The sequence below is a fragment of the Gordonia ajococcus genome (genome assembly GCF_012974285.1).
In the GTDB taxonomy this organism is placed as follows: domain Bacteria; phylum Actinomycetota; class Actinomycetes; order Mycobacteriales; family Mycobacteriaceae; genus Gordonia; species Gordonia amicalis.
In genome coordinates, this window is record NZ_CP052884.1 from 2,056,321 (window position 1) to 2,074,859 (window position 18,539).

Below are 18,539 nucleotides of genomic sequence, written 5' to 3' on the forward strand. Positions count from 1 at the left end.
GGCCTTCGCCGCAGCCACGACCGAGGCACCCGCCTCGACCGCATCAAAGAAGCCCTCGCGCACTCCATCACTCACACGCACACCACTTGCAGCCACAGCCACCTCCATCAAGGTGTTGCAGTGACCACTTGAGCCCAGGAACGACATATTCTCGTCGGCGCCCCTGTCGAGGGTGGTTTCCCGGGGCGGATTCCGGTCGTGAGGATCACAGGCCTCGAGCACCGGCGTGCCCCGTGGTGTTCGGATACGATCGAATCTCACGACGCGCGATCTCCGACCGCCCGGTACCGACCACCATGACCCTCGCAAACGACCCTCGGGGTCGCGACGGTTTCGAATCAGCCCGGTACCGATCTCGGCACGGTCACTCGCTCGCCGCGCAATACTCCTCGGGCCAGTGCTGTCCCAGTGGACACTCAGCAGCGATCCGTTTCCGGATCGAGTGGAGGTAGTGATGCTGTTTTCCGCGCTCCCGGCCAAGCAGGGCCTGTACGACCCGGAGGCCGAAGTCGACTCGTGTGGCGTCGCGATGGTCACCGACATCCACGGCCGGCGTTCGCACTCGATCGTCGCCGACGGTCTTCTGGCACTGGAGAACCTCGAGCACCGCGGGGCCGCCGGAGCCGAGACCAACAGCGGTGACGGCGCCGGCATCCTGATCCAGCTGCCCGACGAATTGCTGCGTGCCACCGCCGACTTCGAGCTTCCCGCGCCGGCCGCCGACGGCTCCCACACCTACGCGGCGGGCACGTGCTTCCTGCCGATGGACCCGGACCTGCAACAGCGGGCGATCGCGCGGGTCGAGGCGCTCGCCGCCGACGAAGGAATCACGGTCCTCGGCTGGCGTGATGTGCCCGTCGACCACGAACACGCCGACATCGGCGGGACCGCCGTCGCGTGCATGCCGTACATGATGCAGATCTTCGTCACGGTCGATCCCGAACCGGGTGACGAACGCATCGGCGGCGTGGCCCTCGACCGCTTCATCTACCCGTTCCGCAAGCAGGCCGAGCGGGTAACGCCGGAGGTCGAGGAGGCGGGTACCGGCCTGTACTTCCCGTCGCTGTCGAGCCGCACCATGGTCTACAAGGGCATGCTCACCACGATGCAGTTGCCGCTGTACTACGCGGATCTGCGCGACGACCGGTGCCAGAGCGCCATCGCGATCGTCCATTCGCGGTTCTCGACGAACACGTTCCCGTCGTGGCCCCTCGCGCATCCGTTCCGGTTCGTCGCGCACAACGGCGAGATCAACACGGTGCGCGGCAACCGTAACCGCATGCGCGCCCGTGAGGCCCTGCTCGAGACCGATCTCATCCCCGGCGACCTCAAGCGTGCCTTCCCGATCTGCACTCCCGAGGCCTCGGACTCGGCCTCGCTCGACGAGGTGCTCGAACTGTTGCATCTCGGCGGTCGCAGCGTGCCCCACGCGGTCATGATGATGGTCCCGGAAGCGTGGGAGAACGTCCCCGACATGGATCCCAAGCGCCGCGCGTTCCTGCAGTTCAACGCGTCGCTGATGGAGGCCTGGGACGGGCCGGCGTGCGTGACCTTCACCGACGGCACCGTCGTCGGCGCGGTCCTCGACCGCAACGGCCTGCGCCCCGGCCGATGGTGGCAGACTCGCGACGGCCGGATCATCCTCGCCTCCGAGGCGGGTGTCCTCGACGTCCCGGTCGACGATGTCATCAGCAAGGGGCGCCTCGAGCCGGGCCGCATGTTCCTCGTCGACACGGCCCAGGGGCGGATCATCCCGGACGAGGAGATCAAGGGCGAGCTGATGAACGCCGAGGCATACGACGAGTGGTTGCACGCCGGGCTCGTGGACATCGCCACGCTGCCCGAACGCCCGGTCTTCCAGCCCAACCACGACACCGTCGTCCGCCGGCAGCTGTCCTTCGGATACACCGAAGAGGACCTGCGCGTGCTGCTCACGCCGATGGCGGCGTCGGGGTACGAACCGCTCGGCTCGATGGGCACCGACACCCCGGTCGCGGTCCTGTCACAGCGCTCGCGGCTGCTCTACGACTACTTCGTCGAACTGTTCGCGCAGGTCACCAACCCGCCGCTGGACGCGATCCGCGAAGAGATCGTCACCTCGATGGGCCGCGTGATGGGTCCTGAGCAGAACCTGCTGAATCCCAGCGCCGCGTCGTGCCGCCAGATCATGCTGCACTGGCCGGTCCTCGACAACGCCGACCTCGCCAAGCTGGTCCACATCAACGACGACGGCGATCATCCGGGGTCGTCGGCCAAGCTGCTCCGTGCGCTGTACGAGGTGGCCGAGGGCGGAGCCGGCCTCGCGGCCGCGCTGGAGGATCTGCGTCAGCGGGCGAGCCACGCGATCGCCGAGGGACACACCACGCTCGTCATCTCGGATCGCCTCACCGACTCCGACCACGCGCCGATCCCGTCGCTGTTGGCCACCTCGGCCGTCCACCACCATCTGGTGCGCACCAAGGAGCGAACCCGGGTCGCACTGGTCGTCGAATCCGGCGACGCCCGTGAGGTCCACCACATCGCGACGCTCATCGGTTTCGGGGCGGCCGCGGTCAACCCGTACCTGGCGCTCGAGACGATCGAGGACCTCATCGCCGAGGGTGAACTGACCGGCGTCACCCCGTCGAAGGCGATCCGCAACTACCTCGAGGCGCTCGGCAAGGGTGTGCTGAAGGTGATGAGCAAGATGGGTATCTCCACGATCAGCTCCTACACCGCCGCACAGGCTTTCGAGGCCGTGGGCCTGTCGTCGGAGGTGGTGCGTGAATACTTCACCCGCACGGTGTCGCGCATCGAGGGCGTGGGACTCGACGAACTGGCCGAGGAGGTGCGCATACGTCATCACCGCGCCTTCCCGGAGAATCCCACCGAGCAGGTCTACCGCCGACTCGACTCCGGCGGCGAGTACCAGTACCGCCGGGACGGCGAACTGCACCTGTTCACCCCGGAAACCGTCTTCCTGCTGCAGCACGCCACCAAGACCGGGCGGGCCGAGATCTTCCAGAAGTACTCCGACGAGGTCGACCGGCTGTCCCGCGAAGGCGGCACGCTCCGCGGTCTCTTCGAATTCGATCTCGATGCGCGCGAACCGATCCCGATCGAGGAGGTGGAACCGGTCGAGGAGATCCTGAAGCGCTTCAACACCGGTGCCATGAGCTACGGCTCGATCTCTGCCGAGGCCCACGAGACCATCGCGATGGCGATGAACAGGATCGGCGGCCGGTCCAACTCGGGTGAGGGCGGCGAGGACGTCGACCGTCTCTACGACCCGGAACGCCGCAGCGCCGTCAAGCAGGTCGCGTCCGGGCGGTTCGGTGTCACCAGCGACTACCTGATCAACGCGACCGACATCCAGATCAAGATGGCCCAGGGTGCGAAACCCGGTGAGGGCGGTCAGCTTCCGGCGTACAAGGTGTACCCGTGGATCGCCAAGACGCGGCATTCGACGCCGGGTGTCGCGTTGATCTCGCCGCCGCCGCACCACGACATCTACTCGATCGAGGACCTCGCCCAGCTGATCCACGATCTGAAGAACGCCAACTCCGAAGCGCGCATCCACGTCAAGCTGGTCAGCGCGGTGGGCGTGGGGACGGTCGCGACGGGCGTGTCGAAAGCACATGCCGACGTCGTGCTGATCTCCGGACACGACGGCGGTACCGGTGCGTCGCCGCTGACCTCGCTCAAGCATGCCGGCACCCCGTGGGAGATCGGACTCGCCGACGCCCAGCAGACGTTGATGCTCAACGGACTTCGCGACCGGATCACCGTCCAGTGTGACGGTGCACTGCGTACCGGCCGAGACGTCATCATGGCGGCGTTGCTCGGCGCCGAGGAGTACGGCTTCTCGACCGCGCCACTGATCGTGGCCGGGTGCATCATGATGCGCGTCTGTCACCTCGACACGTGCCCCGTGGGTGTCGCCACCCAGAACCCGCAGCTGCGGTCGCGGTTCACCGGCCAGGTCGATCACCTGGTCAACTTCTTCCGCTTCATCGCCGAGGACGTGCGGAAGTATCTGGCGCAGCTGGGGTACCGGACCCTCGACGAGGCCATCGGGCAGTCGCAGCGTCTGCACACCGACGCCGCGGTCGCGCATTGGAAGTCGAAAGGACTCGATCTGTCCCCGATCTTCCGCAAGGTGGAGGACAAGGGTCCGAGCCGTCGGGTGCGGGAGCAGTATCACGCACTCGACCGTGCACTGGACCAGACGCTCATCCAGCTCGCCGAGGGTGCGCTGGAGGACGCCCACCCGGTCACGCTCGAACTGCCGGTGCGCAACGTCAACCGGACCGTGGGCACCCTGCTCGGGGCCGAGGTCACGCGACGCTATGGCGCCGAGGGCCTGGCCGAGGACACGATCGTGGTGAAGCTGGAGGGTTCGGCCGGCCAGTCGCTGGGCGCGTTCCTGCCGCCCGGCGTGACGATCAAGCTCACCGGTGACACCAACGACTACGTCGGGAAGGGGCTGTGCGGCGGCAAGATCGTCGTCGCCCCGCATCCCGACTCGTGGTTCGTGGCCGAGGACCAGGTCATCGCCGGCAACACCATCCTCTACGGCGCGACCTCGGGTCAGGTGTACCTGAGAGGCCGCGTGGGCGAACGTTTCTCGGTTCGCAACTCGGGTGCGACCGCGGTGGTCGAGGGTGTCGGTGACCACGCGTGCGAGTACATGACCGGCGGGCGCGTGGTGATCCTCGGACCGACGGGACGCAACCTGGCGGCGGGGATGTCGGGTGGTATCGCCTACGTGCACGACCTCGACCGGACCAAGGTGAACATGGCGATGGTCAAGCTCATGCGCCCGGACCCCGACGATCTGGCATGGCTCAAGGAGACCGTCGCCAGACACACCGACCTGACGGGGTCGGCGATGGGCGCCTCGATCCTGGCGGACTGGCCCCGCCGCTGCCTGGCGTTCACGAAGGTGATGCCCACCGATTACAAGCGCGTGCTCGACGCGGCCAGGATGGCCGAGGCCGAGGGACGCGACGTCGATTCAGCGATCATGGAGGCGGCACGTGGCTGATCCGCGCGGGTTCCTGGAAGTCCCGAAGAAAGAAGCGAAGTACCGTCCGGTCGCCGAGCGCGTCCAGGACTGGGACGATGTCTACGTCCACGCCGACAACCCTCTGAAGGTGCTCGAGGAGGTCAGTACTCAGGCGCGCCGCTGCATGGACTGCGGTATCCCGTTCTGCCACTCCGGTTCCGCGGGTTGCCCGTTGGGCAACCTGATCCCGGAGTGGAACGACCTCGTCCGACGCGGCCGCTGGGACGCGGCGAGCAGCCGGCTCCACGCCACCAACAACTTTCCCGAGTTCACCGGGATGGTGTGCCCGGCGCCGTGTGAGGCCGCCTGTGTCCTGTCGATCTCCGAGTCCGCGACCGGCGGCAGCGTCACCATCAAACGCATCGAGAAGACCATCGCCTACGAGTCGTGGGCGGAGGGCGTCATCGGACCCGAACCGCCGGCGTCCAAGACCGGGAAGTCGGTGGGGGTGGTCGGTTCCGGTCCGGCCGGACTCGCTGCGGCGCAACAGCTCACGCGTGCCGGGCATGACGTGACCGTCTACGAGCGCGACGACCGGCTCGGCGGATTGCTGCGCTACGGCATCCCCGAGTACAAGCTGCAGAAGTCCGACATCGATCGTCGTATCGCCCAGATGCGCGCCGAGGGAACGGAGTTCGTCACCAGCTGCGACGTCGGCACCGATCTGTCCGTCGGCGACCTGCAGGCGCGACATGACGCCGTCGTCCTGGCCATCGGCGCGATGCAGGCCCGCGACAACCCGGTGCCCGGTCGCGAGCTCAACGGGGTCCACCTGGCGATGGAACATCTCGTGCCCGCCAACCGGGAGTGCGAGGGCGACGGCCCGTCGCCGATCACCGCGGCCGGCAAGCACGTCGTCATCATCGGCGGCGGCGACACCGGCGCGGACTGCCTGGGCACCGCCCACCGGCAGGGCGCGGCCTCGGTGGTCCAGCTCGACTACAACCCCGAACTCCCCGACGAACGCGACGACACGCGCTCGCCGTGGCCGACCTGGCCGCTGGTCATGCGGACCTCCAGTGCGCACGCCGAGGGCGGTGAACGCAGGTACCAGGTGGCCGTCCAGCGTTTCCTCGGCGACGAGGAGGGCAACGTCACCACCATGGTCCTCGCGGAGGTCGAGGTACGACGAGACGCCGACGGTCGACGCGAGATCAAACCGGTCGGGGAGGAGTTCGAGATCCCCTGTGAGCTGGCGCTTTTCGCGATCGGCTTCGCCGGTGTGGAGCGCGGCGAACTGCTGTCGGGACTGGCGATCGAACCCAACAAGAGGGGCGCCATCTCGTGCGGAAGTGATTGGCAGACAGACGCTCCCGGTGTTTTCGTGTGTGGGGACGCGCATCGCGGTGCATCGCTGGTGGTGTGGGCGATTGCCGAGGGCCGGTCGACGGCGCGGGCGGTGGACGAGTACCTCGTCGGTGAATCCGACCTACCCTCTCCGGTCCGGCCCGCGGCCCTGCCGCTCTCCGTGCGCTGACGAGCGGAGCCGACGGACCATCGCGGTCGCCGACCGAGACGGCGGGTGGGGAGAACACGCGCGGGCGGCGCGTGTGACGCGAAACCCGTACCGAAAGGTAGTGCACCGTCACCAGCGACAACACCACGTGACCACTGGATGACGTCTGTGACGGCGCGTGGAGATGCTCCACCGACGGGACTAAGGTGTTGGTGTGACTCGGCGAACCAAGATTGTCTGCACCATGGGTCCGGCCACTTCCAGCGACGAACGCCTCAAGGAACTCGTCGCCAGCGGTATGGATGTGGCCCGGATGAACTTCAGCCACGGCAAGCACGAGGACCATGCTGCCGTCTACGCGCGCGTCCGCAAGGCCTCCGATGCGGCGGAGAAGGCCGTCGGCATCCTCGCCGACCTGCAGGGACCCAAGATCCGGCTCGGTCGTTTCGACGGCTGCGACGGCGCGACCGTCTGGGAGACGGGTGAGGAGATCCGGATCACCGTCGACGATGTCGAGGGCACCCACGATCGCGTCTCCACCACCTACAAGCAGCTGTCGGAGGATGCGAGCCCGGGCGACCGGCTCCTCGTCGACGACGGCAAGGTCGGACTGACGGTCTCGTCGATCGACGGCAACGATGTGGTCTGCACCGTCACCGAGGGCGGTCCGGTCAGCAACAACAAGGGTCTGTCGCTGCCGGGTATGAGCGTTTCGGTGCCCGCGTTGTCCGAGAAGGACATCGCGGACCTCGAGTTCGCACTCGGTCTCGGTGTCGACATGATCGCGCTGTCGTTCGTGCGCAGCCCGTCCGACATCGAACTCGTCCACGAGGTCATGGATCGGGTGGGCCGCCGGGTGCCGGTCATCGCGAAGCTGGAGAAGCCGGAGGCCATCGAGAACCTCGAGGCCATCGTCCTGGCCTTCGACGCCATCATGGTCGCCCGCGGCGACCTCGGCGTCGAACTGCCGCTCGAGCAGGTGCCGCTCGTGCAGAAGCGGGCCATCCAGATGGCCCGTGAGAACGCCAAGCCGGTGATCGTCGCGACCCAGATGCTCGACTCGATGATCGAGAACTCGCGACCCACCCGCGCCGAGGCGTCCGACGTGGCCAACGCCGTCCTCGACGGTGCGGACGCGGTGATGCTCTCCGGCGAGACCTCGGTGGGGAAGTACCCGCTCGAAACCGTCCGCACGATGGACCGCATCTGCCGGGCCGTCGAGTCCGGTCCGCGTGACGTGCCGCCGCTGTCGCATGTGCCCCGGACCAAGCGCGGCGTCATCTCGTACGCAGCCCGCGACATCGGCGAACGCCTCGAGGTGAAGGCACTCGTCGCGTTCACCCAGTCCGGCGACACCGTCCGGCGCCTCGCCCGGCTGCATTCGCGGCTGCCGCTGCTGGCCTTCACGCCGACGCAGGAGGTACGGAGTCAGCTCGCACTGAGCTGGGGCACGGAGACGTTCATCGTCAACAACGTCGACACCACCGACCACATGATCGACCAGGTCGACCATCAGTTGCTGCGCATCGGCCGACTGTCCGAGGGTGACGTGGTGGTCATCGTGGCCGGCGCCCCGCCCGGCACCGTCGGCTCCACCAACCTCATCCACGTCCACCGCATCGGCGAGCAGGACCACTGACAAGCACGACCACCGACACCGAGGTCCCGGGTCTGTCACTAGGGTGAAGGCCATGACCGTGGAACAGACCGGGGATCTCGGCAAGCTGCTCGCACTGCTCGACGTGGAACGCCGCGACGAGGACGTGTTCATCGGACACCACCCGGAGCAGGTCACCGCACGCACCTTCGGCGGGCAGCTCCTCGGGCAGGGAGTGGTGGCCGCATCCCGCAGCCTGACGCGCGGCAACCCGCCGATCCATGCGTTACACGCACACTTCATCCGCGGCGGCGACGTCACCAAACCGATGGAGTACCACGTCGACCGGTTCCGCGACGGCAAGTCCTTCGCCAATCGTCAGGTCACCGCCAAGCAGAACGGCGAAGAGATCTTCACGATGCTGGTGGCCTTCCAGGACAATGCCGCCGGACTCGAGCACGCGGTGGAGATTCCGCAGGTGCCCTACCCGGAGGAATTGCCCACTCTCGGAGAGCATTTCAAGGGATTCGAGGACCGGATCGCCACCTTCGTGAACGCCCTGCATCCGGTCGACATCCGCTTCGCGAATGATCCGAGCTGGAAGGCCAAGGAGGCCGGGCACAAGCTCACCGACAACCGGGTGTGGATGAAGGCCGACGGCGTGATGCCCGATGACCCCGTGATGCACGTCGCCGCAATGTGTTACGCCTCCGACACCACGGTCCTCGACTCCATCATCACCACTCACGGACTGTCGTGGGGCATCGACCGGCTGTTCGCGGCGACCGTGAACCACTCGATGTGGTTTCATCGCGAGTTCCGTTTCGACGACTGGTTGCTGTACGCGACGCGTTCGCCGGTGGCGACGGGTTCGCGCGGCATGGGGTCGGGACGATTCTGGATGCGTGACGGCACCCTCGCGACGTCGGTCGTGCAGGAAGCGTTGATCAAGTACTTCCCGCCCAAGAAGTGACTCCTTCGAAAATGACTGCAGCCCAGGAGATGTGGCTCGATCCCGGCCCGCCCCTCCCACGCCGGACCTGGCAGCGCAGGACGCGTCGACCGGTCATCGTCGGGACCACGATTGCGATGGTGCTGTTCGCCGCCGTTGCGATCGGCGCCCTGCTGGTCGGACTCCTGACCACCCCGACCTTCACGGCCAAGGGCGGCGTCGTCGCCGATTGCGCAACGGAAGTCGCGGCGCTGCCCGACGGCGGACGCATCGTCCGCGGCGCGCAGGTCGCGATCTACGACGCCGCCGGCGGTGAGGTCGCCGTCACCTCGCTCGACCGCTTCCTGCGCGCGGACGAGGGGTGCCAACTGACCTTCGAGGTCGACGGCGTGACGTTCACCGACGCCGGCTACGTCGTCCGGGTCGGCGATCGTTTCTCCCAACCGGTCTCCACGTCCGCCCTCCAACAGGGTGCGGTGCTCCGGTCCCTCGCCTGAGTTCCGCCGACCCGTCGCGACATGGGCCGCAGTTGTCCGGACAGCCGGTGAACGCCGGGTTAAACTGCGCCGGATCATTGTTGGGCCCGGACCCGTTGTGTCGACTGCATCTTCGACGCTCCGCGTGCAGACGGGCCGCGATGTCGCCCGGCGTTCCCGGCTGCGACGTCCGACGGTAAGGGAGTGTGCGTGGAGTACAGCATCGACTGGGGCAACGAGGTGTGGGCCAGCCTGAAGTGGCTGGCCATCGCATTCGGGATCTCCGCGGCGTCGATTCTCGTCATCGGATTCCTGCTCGCCCGCTTCAGTCGTTGGGGCAGGCCGCTGTGGCGCGTCATCGGCGGATTCTTCACCGAGCCCGGCACGCGACTGCGGGCCTGGGGGCTGGCCGCGGCGCTCACCCTGCTCGCACTGATGGGTGTGCGGGTGACGGTGCTGTTCTCGTACTTCAGCAATGACCTCTTCACCGGCCTGCAGACCGCGGCCGAGGGATTGGCAGGCGGTCCGCAGGGTGCCGACCTGCTTCAGGCCGGCAAGGACGCGTTCTGGCATTCCATGATGGTGTTCGCGATCCTCGCGTCGCTCCACGTGGTGCGCACCATGATCGAGATCTACGTCGGGGCCGCATTCGAGATCAACCTCCGCCGCTGGATGACCGCCGGGGCATCGGCGGACTGGATGAACGGACGCGCCTTCTACCGCAATCGCTTCGTCGACCTCAGTGCGGGACTCATGCGGCGCAGGTGGTTCCGCCGCACACCGGAGCCCTCGAGCAGGCCGACCGACATCCATCCCGGTGTCGACAACCCCGACCAGCGCATCCAGGCCGACATCACCAACGTCGCGTCCGTCGGATCGTCGTTGCTCTGGGGCGGTGGCGGTTCGTCGACCAACGGTGTGCTCACGGCGATCGCCTCGATCGTGTCCTTCTCGAAGATCCTCTGGGATCTGTCGGGGCCGGTGACGCTCCTCGGTGTCGAGATCCCACGGATGATGATGTGGCTGGTTTTCGTGTACGTGCTGGTGACGAGCGTCGTGGCGTTCGCCATCGGTCGACCGCTCATCCGTCTCAACTTCTGGAACGAGCGGCTCACCGCGAATTTCCGCTACGCGCTCGTCCGGGTCCGCGACAGTGCGGAGAACATCGCGTTCTATCGCGGAGAACGGGTCGAACACTCCGGACTGATGTCCCGGTTCGCGGCCGTCATCAGGAACTACTGGCAGATCGTCCATGTCCGGATGGCCTTCGTCGGCTGGAACTTCAGCGTCAGCCAGCTCGCGGTGGTGTTCCCGTATCTGGTGCAGATCCCGCGGTTCTTCGACGGCCAGATCAAGCTCGGCGACATGCAGCAGACGGCGTCGGCCTTCGGCGAGATGCACGACGCACTCTCCTTCTTCCGGACCGCGTATGACGACTTCACCGGTCTGCGCGCGTCGATCATCCGTCTCGACGGGCTGGCCGACGCCGACGTCAAGTCGCGATCCATGCCCGAGATCACGACCACGGATCGGGAACGCGCAGTGCGTCTCGCCGACATCGATGTGAACACCCCGAGCGGCGATGAGCTGATCCGCGCACTCAACGTCTCTCTCGATCCCGGTGACGCGCTGGTCATCAAGGGCCGTTCGGGTTCGGGCAAGACCACTCTCCTGCGGGGACTGGCCGGCCTGTGGCCGTTCATCGACGGCGAGTTCGCCCGCCCGCCGGGCGACCACACCCTGTTCCTCTCGCAGATGCCCTACATCCCGCTGGGCGATCTGAGGACCGCGGTCGCCTATCCGGCGCTTCCCGACGACGTCGGCGACGACACCATCAGGCGGGCCCTGGAGAAGGTGTTCCTGCCGCATCTCGTCGACCGTCTGCACGATGAGGAGGACTGGGCCAAAGTGCTCTCGCCGGGCGAGCAGCAGCGCGTCGCGTTCGCTCGCATCCTGCTGACGAAGCCGCAGGCGGTGTTCATGGACGAGGCGACCTCGGCGGTCGACGAGGGCCTCGAATACGCGCTGTACCAACTGATCCGGACCGAGCTCCCGGAGACGATCCTGGTGTCGGTCAGCCACCGGAGCACCACCGACCAGCACCACACCGAAGTGCTGGAACTGATCGGTGGAGGGGCGTGGACGTTGTCGCCGGTCGACTCGAGTCTTTCGCTAGACAAACAGTCTTGACCCGCAGTTTTCGATCTGGTCACCGTTTGGCGTGAACCGGTCCTCGCCACGGTCACCCTCGCTAGTGTGATCTGCAGCACAGCCATCGCACTGGCGATTGGAGGACCAGATGAGCGCTCCAGACCTGATCACCTTTCCCCATGAGACCGGCGTCGACGTGTCGACGGTGCCTGCTGCGTTCCAGCAGACGGTCACGGTCCGTCCGGACGCAGTGGCCATCCGTACCGCCGGCGGCGGTCGGCAGATCACCTGGGCGCAGTACGCCAGCGGGGTCGAGGCCATCGCCGGTGGACTCGCGGCGCTCGGCATCGGGCACGGCGACACCATCGGTCTCATGCTGACCAATCGGCCGGAGTTCCACTTGGTCGACACCGCGGCAGTGCACCTGGGTGCGGTCCCGTTCTCGATCTACAACACGAGCTCCTCCGACCAGATCGAGTACTTGTTCGGCAACGCCGAGAACTCGGTGGTGATCACCGAGCAGAAGTTCCTGCCGGTGATCACATCGGCGAACACCGCCGTCGAACGCATCATCGTCGTCGATGGGGTGGCCGCCGACGCGATCTCGCTCGACGACGTCGCACGCACACCGCCGCCCGATGGGTTCGATTTCACCGCGTCGTGGCGGGCGGTGGAACCCGAAGATCTGGCGACCCTGATCTACACGTCCGGGACCACGGGACCTCCGAAAGGCGTCGAGATCACCCACCGCAACATCGTCGCGGAGATGGCCGCGCTGGTGGAGAAGGTCGACGTGGGGTTCGACGACCGCTCGATCTCCTACTTGCCGGCCGCGCACATCGCCGACCGGGTGTCGTCGCATGCGGCGAACATCATGCGCGGCATGCAGCTAACCACGGTGTCGGACCCGCGCGAGATCGGCGCGGCGTTGCCCGAAGTGCATCCGACGTTCATCTTCGGGGTCCCGCGGGTGTGGCAGAAGATCCGGGCCGGCGTCGAGGCGAAGGTCGCCGAGGAGTCCAGTCCGGTGAAGAGAGTGCTCGCCGGTTGGGCCTTCGGCGTGGGAGCAGCCGGTGTTCAGGCACAGATCGACGGCAAGGGGCTGGGTGTCCTCGCCAGGGCTCAGCGTGGCCTCGCCGACCGGTTGGTGCTGCACAAGGTGCGTGCCGCGCTCGGACTGGACCAGATCAAGTTCGCCGGCTCGGGTGCCGCAGCGATCCCACCAGAGGTGTTGAAGTTCTTCCTGGGCTTGGGAATCCCGATTCTCGAGGTGTGGGGGATGTCGGAGACCACCGGTGTGTCGACGATGACCACGCCCGACAACCTCAAGATCGGCACCGTCGGCCCACCGATACGTGGCATGGAGGTCAGACTCGCCGACGACGGGGAGCTGTTCGTCCGCGGCCCCGTGGTGATGCGCGGATACCGTGGGCAACCCGAGAAGACGGCGGAGGCGATCGACGCCGACGGTTGGTTGTCGACCGGTGACATCGCGAAGATCGACGACGACGGCAACGTCATCATCATCGACCGTAAGAAAGAACTCATCATCAACGAGTCCGGAAAGAACATGTCGCCCACCAATATCGAGAACGCGATGAAGGCGGCGTCGTCGTTGATCAGTCAGGTGGCCGCGATCGGCGATGCGAAGCCGTATGTCTCCGCGCTGGTCGTACTCGACCCGGAGGTCGTGGCGGCGCGCGCCGAGAAGCTGAATCTGCCCGACGCCGACCTCACCGAACTGTCCGTGCATCCCGAGGTCGTGGACGAGGTCTCGACCGCCATTCGTACTGCCAACAAAAGGCTGTCCCGCGTGGAGCAGGTCAAGCGGTTCACCATCGTCCCCGTCACGTGGGATCCGGGCGGGGATGAACTGACACCGACGATGAAGCTGCGCCGCGCTCCGATCGCCACGAAGTACGCGGCCGAGATCGGTGCCCTGTACGAACCGCAGCCGGGTGACGCCGTAGTGGATCTGCGGTAATGACCGCCGCCGCCGATCGTGATCAGGCCCCTGATCGTGAACTGGGTCCGGTCGACTACGTCGTCGTCGAATGGGCCGGGCGAGAACCCACCGGTGAGGCGTTGCCCTACCTGATGGACCTGATCGACCGCGGGATCGTGCGTCTCATCGACATCGTCTTCCTGACCAAGGGGGCCGACGGAGCCGTCGCCTTGGTCGAGATCGGGGAACTGGGTGTGGAGTTCGCGATCTTCGACGGAGCGGCGACGTCGATTCTCGATGACACCGACATCGCCGAGGCGGCCACTGCGATCGAACCGGGTTCCAGTGCAGCGGTTCTCGTGTGGGAGAACCTGTGGGCGGCTCCGTTCGCCACAGCGTTGCGCAACAACGGTGGGCGCGTGGTCGCATCTGGCCGGATTCCCGTCGACGCGCTCCTCGAATCGCTCGACGCGATCGAGCGATCGTGATCGTCTCGACAGCCCTGACGGGTCAGAGAGGAACAGTGTCATGTCAGGTCTGATCCGCGGGGTCGCCCGCACGGCCGTCATCTCCGGGACCGCCACCGCGGTGAGCAATCGGGTGTCGCGGCGTCAGGCGAGCCGCTGGGCGCAACAGGGGACTGTCACCCAGCAGGACCCGAGTGCGCAGCGATATCCCGAACCGCAGTACGCCCCGACGCCGTATCCCGAATCACCGCCACCGCCGCAACCACCGCAACCGCCCGCGCAGTCGACCGGTATGGACATTATTGCGGCGCTGAAGGAACTCGGTGCGCTCTACCAGCAGGGCATCCTCACGGAGGCGGAGTTCGCCGCGCAGAAGGCGAAGATCCTCGGGATGTGAGGGCGGGGAGCGATCGCGGGATCACGAGGTCTCGATGGTGAGATCGTCTGCGTCGCCGATGTTCTGCTGTGCGCCCGGACGTGAGGTGTCCTTGAGGGCCACCCCTGATCGGCCGAGTCTCCGGGCGCCGTCGACGAGGGCCGCGGTGATCCGCGCGGCGACGTCGTAGTGCAATCCGTCCGGCGGGTGGATGTTGGAGATGCAGTTGCGGTCGGCATCGGTGCGTCCGGGCCGGGGTAGATGGGTCAGGTAGATGCCGAGGCTGTCGGCAACCGAGAGTCCCGGTCGCTCACCGATGATCACGATGAGGGTCGTCACGCCGAGGGCCTCGCCGATGTGGTCGCCGAGCGCGACGCGCGCCTGCGTGGCGATCACCGGCGGCGCCATCGTGTAGCGGCGGTCGAGGGCATCGACGAGTGCGGCCACCAGACCGTGTCCGTGATCGGCGACCGCGTGCGGGGACAGGCCATCCGCGATGACGATGCCGATGTCGGTGGCGGATTCGGTGAGCGCCGACAGGTCCTCGGGTGTCCGGCCGAGGTCGGGTCTGCGCAGATACTCGCCGCGGTCCGAGGCCCGGCTCGTGACGATGACCGGACGACCGAGGCCGAGTTCGGCGAGCGACTCGGCGATGGCGTCGGCGTCGAGGGGTTCGTGGACGGCATCGCGTGCTGCTGCGTGTGCGGCCTGGAACTCCAGGACGCGACGTGACGGCAGGGAGTTACCGGCACGCCCCAGACCGATGCGCGCCTGCGTGGTTCGACGCATCGACGCCCAGATGTCGTCGCCGCCGGCGAGTTCCGCCGGCCGTGACTGCTCCGGTGTGCTCATCGGCCGGCCGCCAACGGCAGGAGGGGTGAGGTCGCCGGATCGACCGGCAGGATCCGGCCGTCGGCGTCGCACATCCCGAGTCGGGCGAGCCACGCCTCGAATTCGGGTGCGGGACGTAATCCGAGTGCCTGTCGCACGTACAACGCGTCGTGGAAGGCCAGGCTCTGGTAGCCGAGCATGACGTCGTCGGCGCCGGGCACCGCGATGACGAAGGCCGCTCCGGCGACGCCGAGGAGCGTGAGCAGGGTGTCCATGTCGTCCTGGTCGGCCTCGGCATGGTTGGTGTAGCAGACGTCGACGCCCATCGGGAGTCCGAGGAGCTTCCCGCAGAAGTGGTCTTCGAGTCCCGCGCGGATGATCTGCTTGCCGTCGAAGAGGTATTCGGGGCCGATGAATCCGACGACGGTGTTGATCAGCAACGGGTCCAGGGCGCGTGCCACCGCGTAGGCCCTCGTCTCGAGGGTCTGCTGGTCGACGGCTTTGCCACCGGTGCCGAGGTGCGCGCCCGCCGACAGCGCGGATCCCTGTCCGGTCTCCAGATACATGACGTTGTCGCCGACCGTGCCGCGGTGCAGGGACCGGCCGGCCTCGTTGGCCTCACGCAGGATCGAGAGATTCACCCCGAATCCCGCATTGGCTCCTTCGGTCCCGGCGATCGACTGGAACACGAGGTCCACGGGGACGCCCTGACCGATCAGGTCGACCGTGGTGGTGACGTGCGAGAGCACGCAGGACTGCATCGGGATCTCGAAGCGCTGACGGATTTCGTCGAGCATGTGGAGCAGGTCGGTGGTCGCCTGCGGTGAGTCCGACGCCGGGTTGATCCCGATCACCGCGTCGCCGCAGCCCATCAGCAGACCATCGAGGGTGGCTGCGGCGATCCCGCGCGGATCGTCGGTGGGATGGTTGGGCTGCAGGCGGGTGGCGATGCGGCCCGGGAGTCCGATGGTGGTCCGGAACGCCGAGGTCACCCGAATGGCCGATGCCACCAGGATGAGGTCCTGGTTGCGCATGATCTTCGACGTGGCGGCCGCCATCTCCGGCGTCACGGCGGGGGAGATGCGTGCGATGCGTTCGGCCGCGTCGGAGCGGGTGGAGATCTCGAGCAGCCAGTCGCGGAACCCGCCGACGGTCAGGTGTGAGATCTCGGTGAAGGCTGCGCGATCGTGCGTGTCGACGATGAGTCGGGTGACCTCGTCCGACTCGTAGGGGACCAGGAGATCCTCGAGAAAAGAAGACAGGGGAACGTCGGCCAATTGCCATGCCGCAGCGGCACGTTCGGCGTCGGACGTGGCGGCGCAACCGGCCAATTCGTCACCCGAGCGGCGCGGGGTGGCCTTGGCCATGAGTTCGACGAGGCCGTCGAACTCATAGGACGTGCCGGAGATGGTCTGGGTGAATCTCATGGTCCCCGAAGTCTAGGTTCGGCCGATCCGCCGCGCATGACGAACGAACCACCTGCACTGACGCCGGCAACGGAGTGACCCTTGACACATCCAGATGAATGAATGTACGTTCACTCGTACCGCAATAGATGTTCACAGCGGGGCTCCGCTCGAGCAAGAAATCATCGCTGACCACTGCAGACACGCCCATATGGATGTGCCTGGAGGCGATTCCCAGCAGAAGGAGATCAAGATGGATTACGAAGACATCGACTACACGGTCGAGGGCCCCACCGCGATCATCACGATGAACCGGCCGCATCGGTACAACGCCTTCCGGGCCAAGACGGTCGAGGAGATGATCAACGCCTTCCGTCGTGCCTGGGCCGACAACGGAGTCCAGACGGTGATCCTGACCGGAGCCGGGGAGAAGGCGTTCTGCACCGGTGGTGACGTGAAACAGCGTGCGGAGACCGGCGATTACGGGCCCAGCGAGAGCGGCATGTTCGAGATCGGCAACCTGCACAAGACCATTCGCGACATCCCGAAGCCGGTCATCGCCGCGGTCAACGGACTCGCCATCGGCGGCGGACACGTCCTGCACGTGCTGTGCGACCTCACCATCGCAGCCGACACGGCACGCTTCGGTCAGTCCGGGCCCAAGGTCGGGTCCTTCGACGCCGGATTCGGTTCGGCGTTCCTGGCCCGCGTCGTGGGGGAGAAACGTGCCCGCGAGATCTGGTACCTGTGCCGCCAGTACGACGCCGAGACCGCCGAACGGTGGGGACTGGTGAACTGGGTCGTCCCGGCGGCCGATCTGCTCGACGAGGCGAAGAAGATCGCCGCCGAGATCGCCGAGAAGTCGCCCACCACACTGCGCTTCCTCAAGCAGAGCTTCAACGCCGACACCGACCACCAGGCCGGTCTGTCCAATCTCGCGATGAGCGCCCTGGACCTGTTCACCCACCACACCGAAGAAGGTGCCGAGGGTGCGCGGGCCTTCGCCGAGAAGCGCATGCCCGAATTCAACAAGTTCGCCGCCATCTGATTCGGAAGGACACCGAAACCAATGAGCTCCAACAGTATCGCCGTCGTGACGGGCGCCGGATCAGGCATCGGGAAGGCGATCGCCTTGGGCTTCGCGGCCGAGGGGACCACCGTGGTCGCCGCCGATCTCGATCTCGATGCCGCCAAGCGCACCGCCGAGGAGGCGGGTTCCATCGTGCCGATGGCCGTCGACGTGGCCGACCGTGCCAAGGTCGACGAACTGCGCGACGCCGTACAGGCGGAGGTGGGTGTCCCCGACATCCTCGTCAACGCCGCCGGCTGGGACCGCACCGATCAGTTCCTGAACGCCACCACCGAATTCGCCGAGAAGGTGGTGGCCATCAACTACCTCGGTCCGGTCCACATGGCCAGTGCGTTTCTGCCCGGCATGGTGGAGGCGTCGAAGTCCGACGGCTGGCGGGGTGGCCGCGTGATCAACCTGGCCTCCGACGCCGGGCGGGTCGGTTCGGCGGGTGAGACGATCTACGCCGGCGCGAAGGGCGGCGTCATCGCCCTCTCGAAGTCGCTTGCGCGGGAGATGGCCCGGTATCAGATCACCGTCAACGCGGTCTGCCCTGGACCCACTGACACCCCGCTGTTCCAGGCGCAACCCGAGAAGCTGAAAGAAGCTCTGGTGAAGGCGATCCCGTTCCGGCGACTCGCACGTCCCGACGAGGTCGCCGCACCGGTCCTGTTCTTCGCCTCGCCCGCGGCGTCGTTCATCACCGGTCAGGTGATCAGCGTCAGCGGCGGTCTCACCATGGCCGGTTGACCGGCCGCCATCCACC

13 protein-coding genes are annotated in these 18,539 nt (G+C 66.8%); 11 read left to right on the forward strand and 2 right to left on the reverse strand.

Annotated features, from left to right (window positions below):
• The first annotated feature begins 454 nt into the window (after positions 1–454).
• The 9 genes from gltB (at position 455) to GAA2_RS09445 (ending at position 14,488) form a co-directional block, all read left to right on the forward strand.
• The gene (gene gltB / locus GAA2_RS09405) at positions 455–5,026 is read left to right on the forward strand and encodes a glutamate synthase large subunit (protein ID WP_191834913.1); all 4,572 of its coding nucleotides are present in this window, start codon (positions 455–457) and stop codon (positions 5,024–5,026) included.
• The gene (locus GAA2_RS09410; protein WP_159405626.1) at positions 5,019–6,524 is read left to right on the forward strand and encodes a glutamate synthase subunit beta; all 1,506 of its coding nucleotides are present in this window, start codon (positions 5,019–5,021) and stop codon (positions 6,522–6,524) included. The genes gltB and GAA2_RS09410 overlap by 8 nt, the downstream gene beginning before the upstream one ends.
• Positions 6,525–6,717: 193 nt before the next feature.
• Positions 6,718–8,142 (forward strand): pyruvate kinase, encoded by a 1,425-nt coding sequence (gene pyk / locus GAA2_RS09415; RefSeq protein ID WP_006437817.1) that lies wholly within the window; start codon positions 6,718–6,720, stop codon positions 8,140–8,142.
• 52 nt (positions 8,143–8,194) lie between these two features.
• A complete protein-coding gene (locus GAA2_RS09420) occupies positions 8,195–9,073 on the forward strand; it encodes an acyl-CoA thioesterase (protein ID WP_006437818.1) in 879 nt (292 codons plus the stop codon).
• An 11-nt stretch (positions 9,074–9,084) separates the two neighbouring features.
• Positions 9,085–9,549 carry a hypothetical protein gene (locus GAA2_RS09425; RefSeq protein WP_159405627.1) on the forward strand — a complete coding sequence of 155 codons (465 nt, stop codon included), beginning with the start codon at positions 9,085–9,087 and terminating at the stop codon, positions 9,547–9,549.
• Positions 9,550–9,738: 189 nt separating this feature from the next.
• Complete coding sequence (locus GAA2_RS09430) at positions 9,739–11,718, forward strand: ABC transporter ATP-binding protein/permease (RefSeq protein WP_159405628.1); 1,980 nt, start codon at positions 9,739–9,741, stop codon at positions 11,716–11,718.
• Between the two features lie 109 nt (positions 11,719–11,827).
• On the forward strand, positions 11,828–13,663 hold the full coding sequence (locus GAA2_RS09435) for an AMP-dependent synthetase/ligase (protein ID WP_159405629.1): 1,836 nt from the start codon (positions 11,828–11,830) through the stop codon (positions 13,661–13,663).
• Complete coding sequence (locus GAA2_RS09440; RefSeq protein ID WP_159405630.1) at positions 13,663–14,112, forward strand: DUF6325 family protein; 450 nt, start codon at positions 13,663–13,665, stop codon at positions 14,110–14,112. The genes GAA2_RS09435 and GAA2_RS09440 overlap by 1 nt, the downstream gene beginning before the upstream one ends.
• Before the next feature lie 40 nt (positions 14,113–14,152).
• Positions 14,153–14,488 (forward strand): SHOCT domain-containing protein, encoded by a 336-nt coding sequence (locus tag GAA2_RS09445; RefSeq protein WP_159405631.1) that lies wholly within the window; start codon positions 14,153–14,155, stop codon positions 14,486–14,488.
• Between the two features lie 21 nt (positions 14,489–14,509).
• Here GAA2_RS09445 and eutC read toward each other — a convergent pair whose 3' ends face one another.
• Together eutC and GAA2_RS09455 are read right to left on the reverse strand one after the other, a co-directional pair.
• Positions 14,510–15,319, reverse strand: a complete 810-nt coding sequence (gene eutC / locus GAA2_RS09450) for an ethanolamine ammonia-lyase subunit EutC (RefSeq protein WP_159405632.1) — start codon at positions 15,317–15,319, stop codon at positions 14,510–14,512.
• Positions 15,316–16,725 (reverse strand): ethanolamine ammonia-lyase subunit EutB, encoded by a 1,410-nt coding sequence (locus tag GAA2_RS09455; RefSeq protein WP_159405633.1) that lies wholly within the window; start codon positions 16,723–16,725, stop codon positions 15,316–15,318. The genes eutC and GAA2_RS09455 overlap by 4 nt, the downstream gene beginning before the upstream one ends.
• 232 nt (positions 16,726–16,957) lie before the next feature.
• Here GAA2_RS09455 and GAA2_RS09460 point away from each other — a divergent pair, with 232 nt between their 5' ends.
• Both GAA2_RS09460 and GAA2_RS09465 read left to right on the forward strand, forming a co-directional pair.
• On the forward strand, positions 16,958–17,752 hold the full coding sequence (locus GAA2_RS09460; protein WP_024497896.1) for an enoyl-CoA hydratase-related protein: 795 nt from the start codon (positions 16,958–16,960) through the stop codon (positions 17,750–17,752).
• Positions 17,753–17,773: 21 nt separating this feature from the next.
• Entirely contained in the window at positions 17,774–18,523 is a 750-nt protein-coding gene (locus GAA2_RS09465; RefSeq protein ID WP_159405634.1) for an SDR family NAD(P)-dependent oxidoreductase, read from the forward strand.
• Positions 18,524–18,539: the final 16 nt, after the last annotated feature.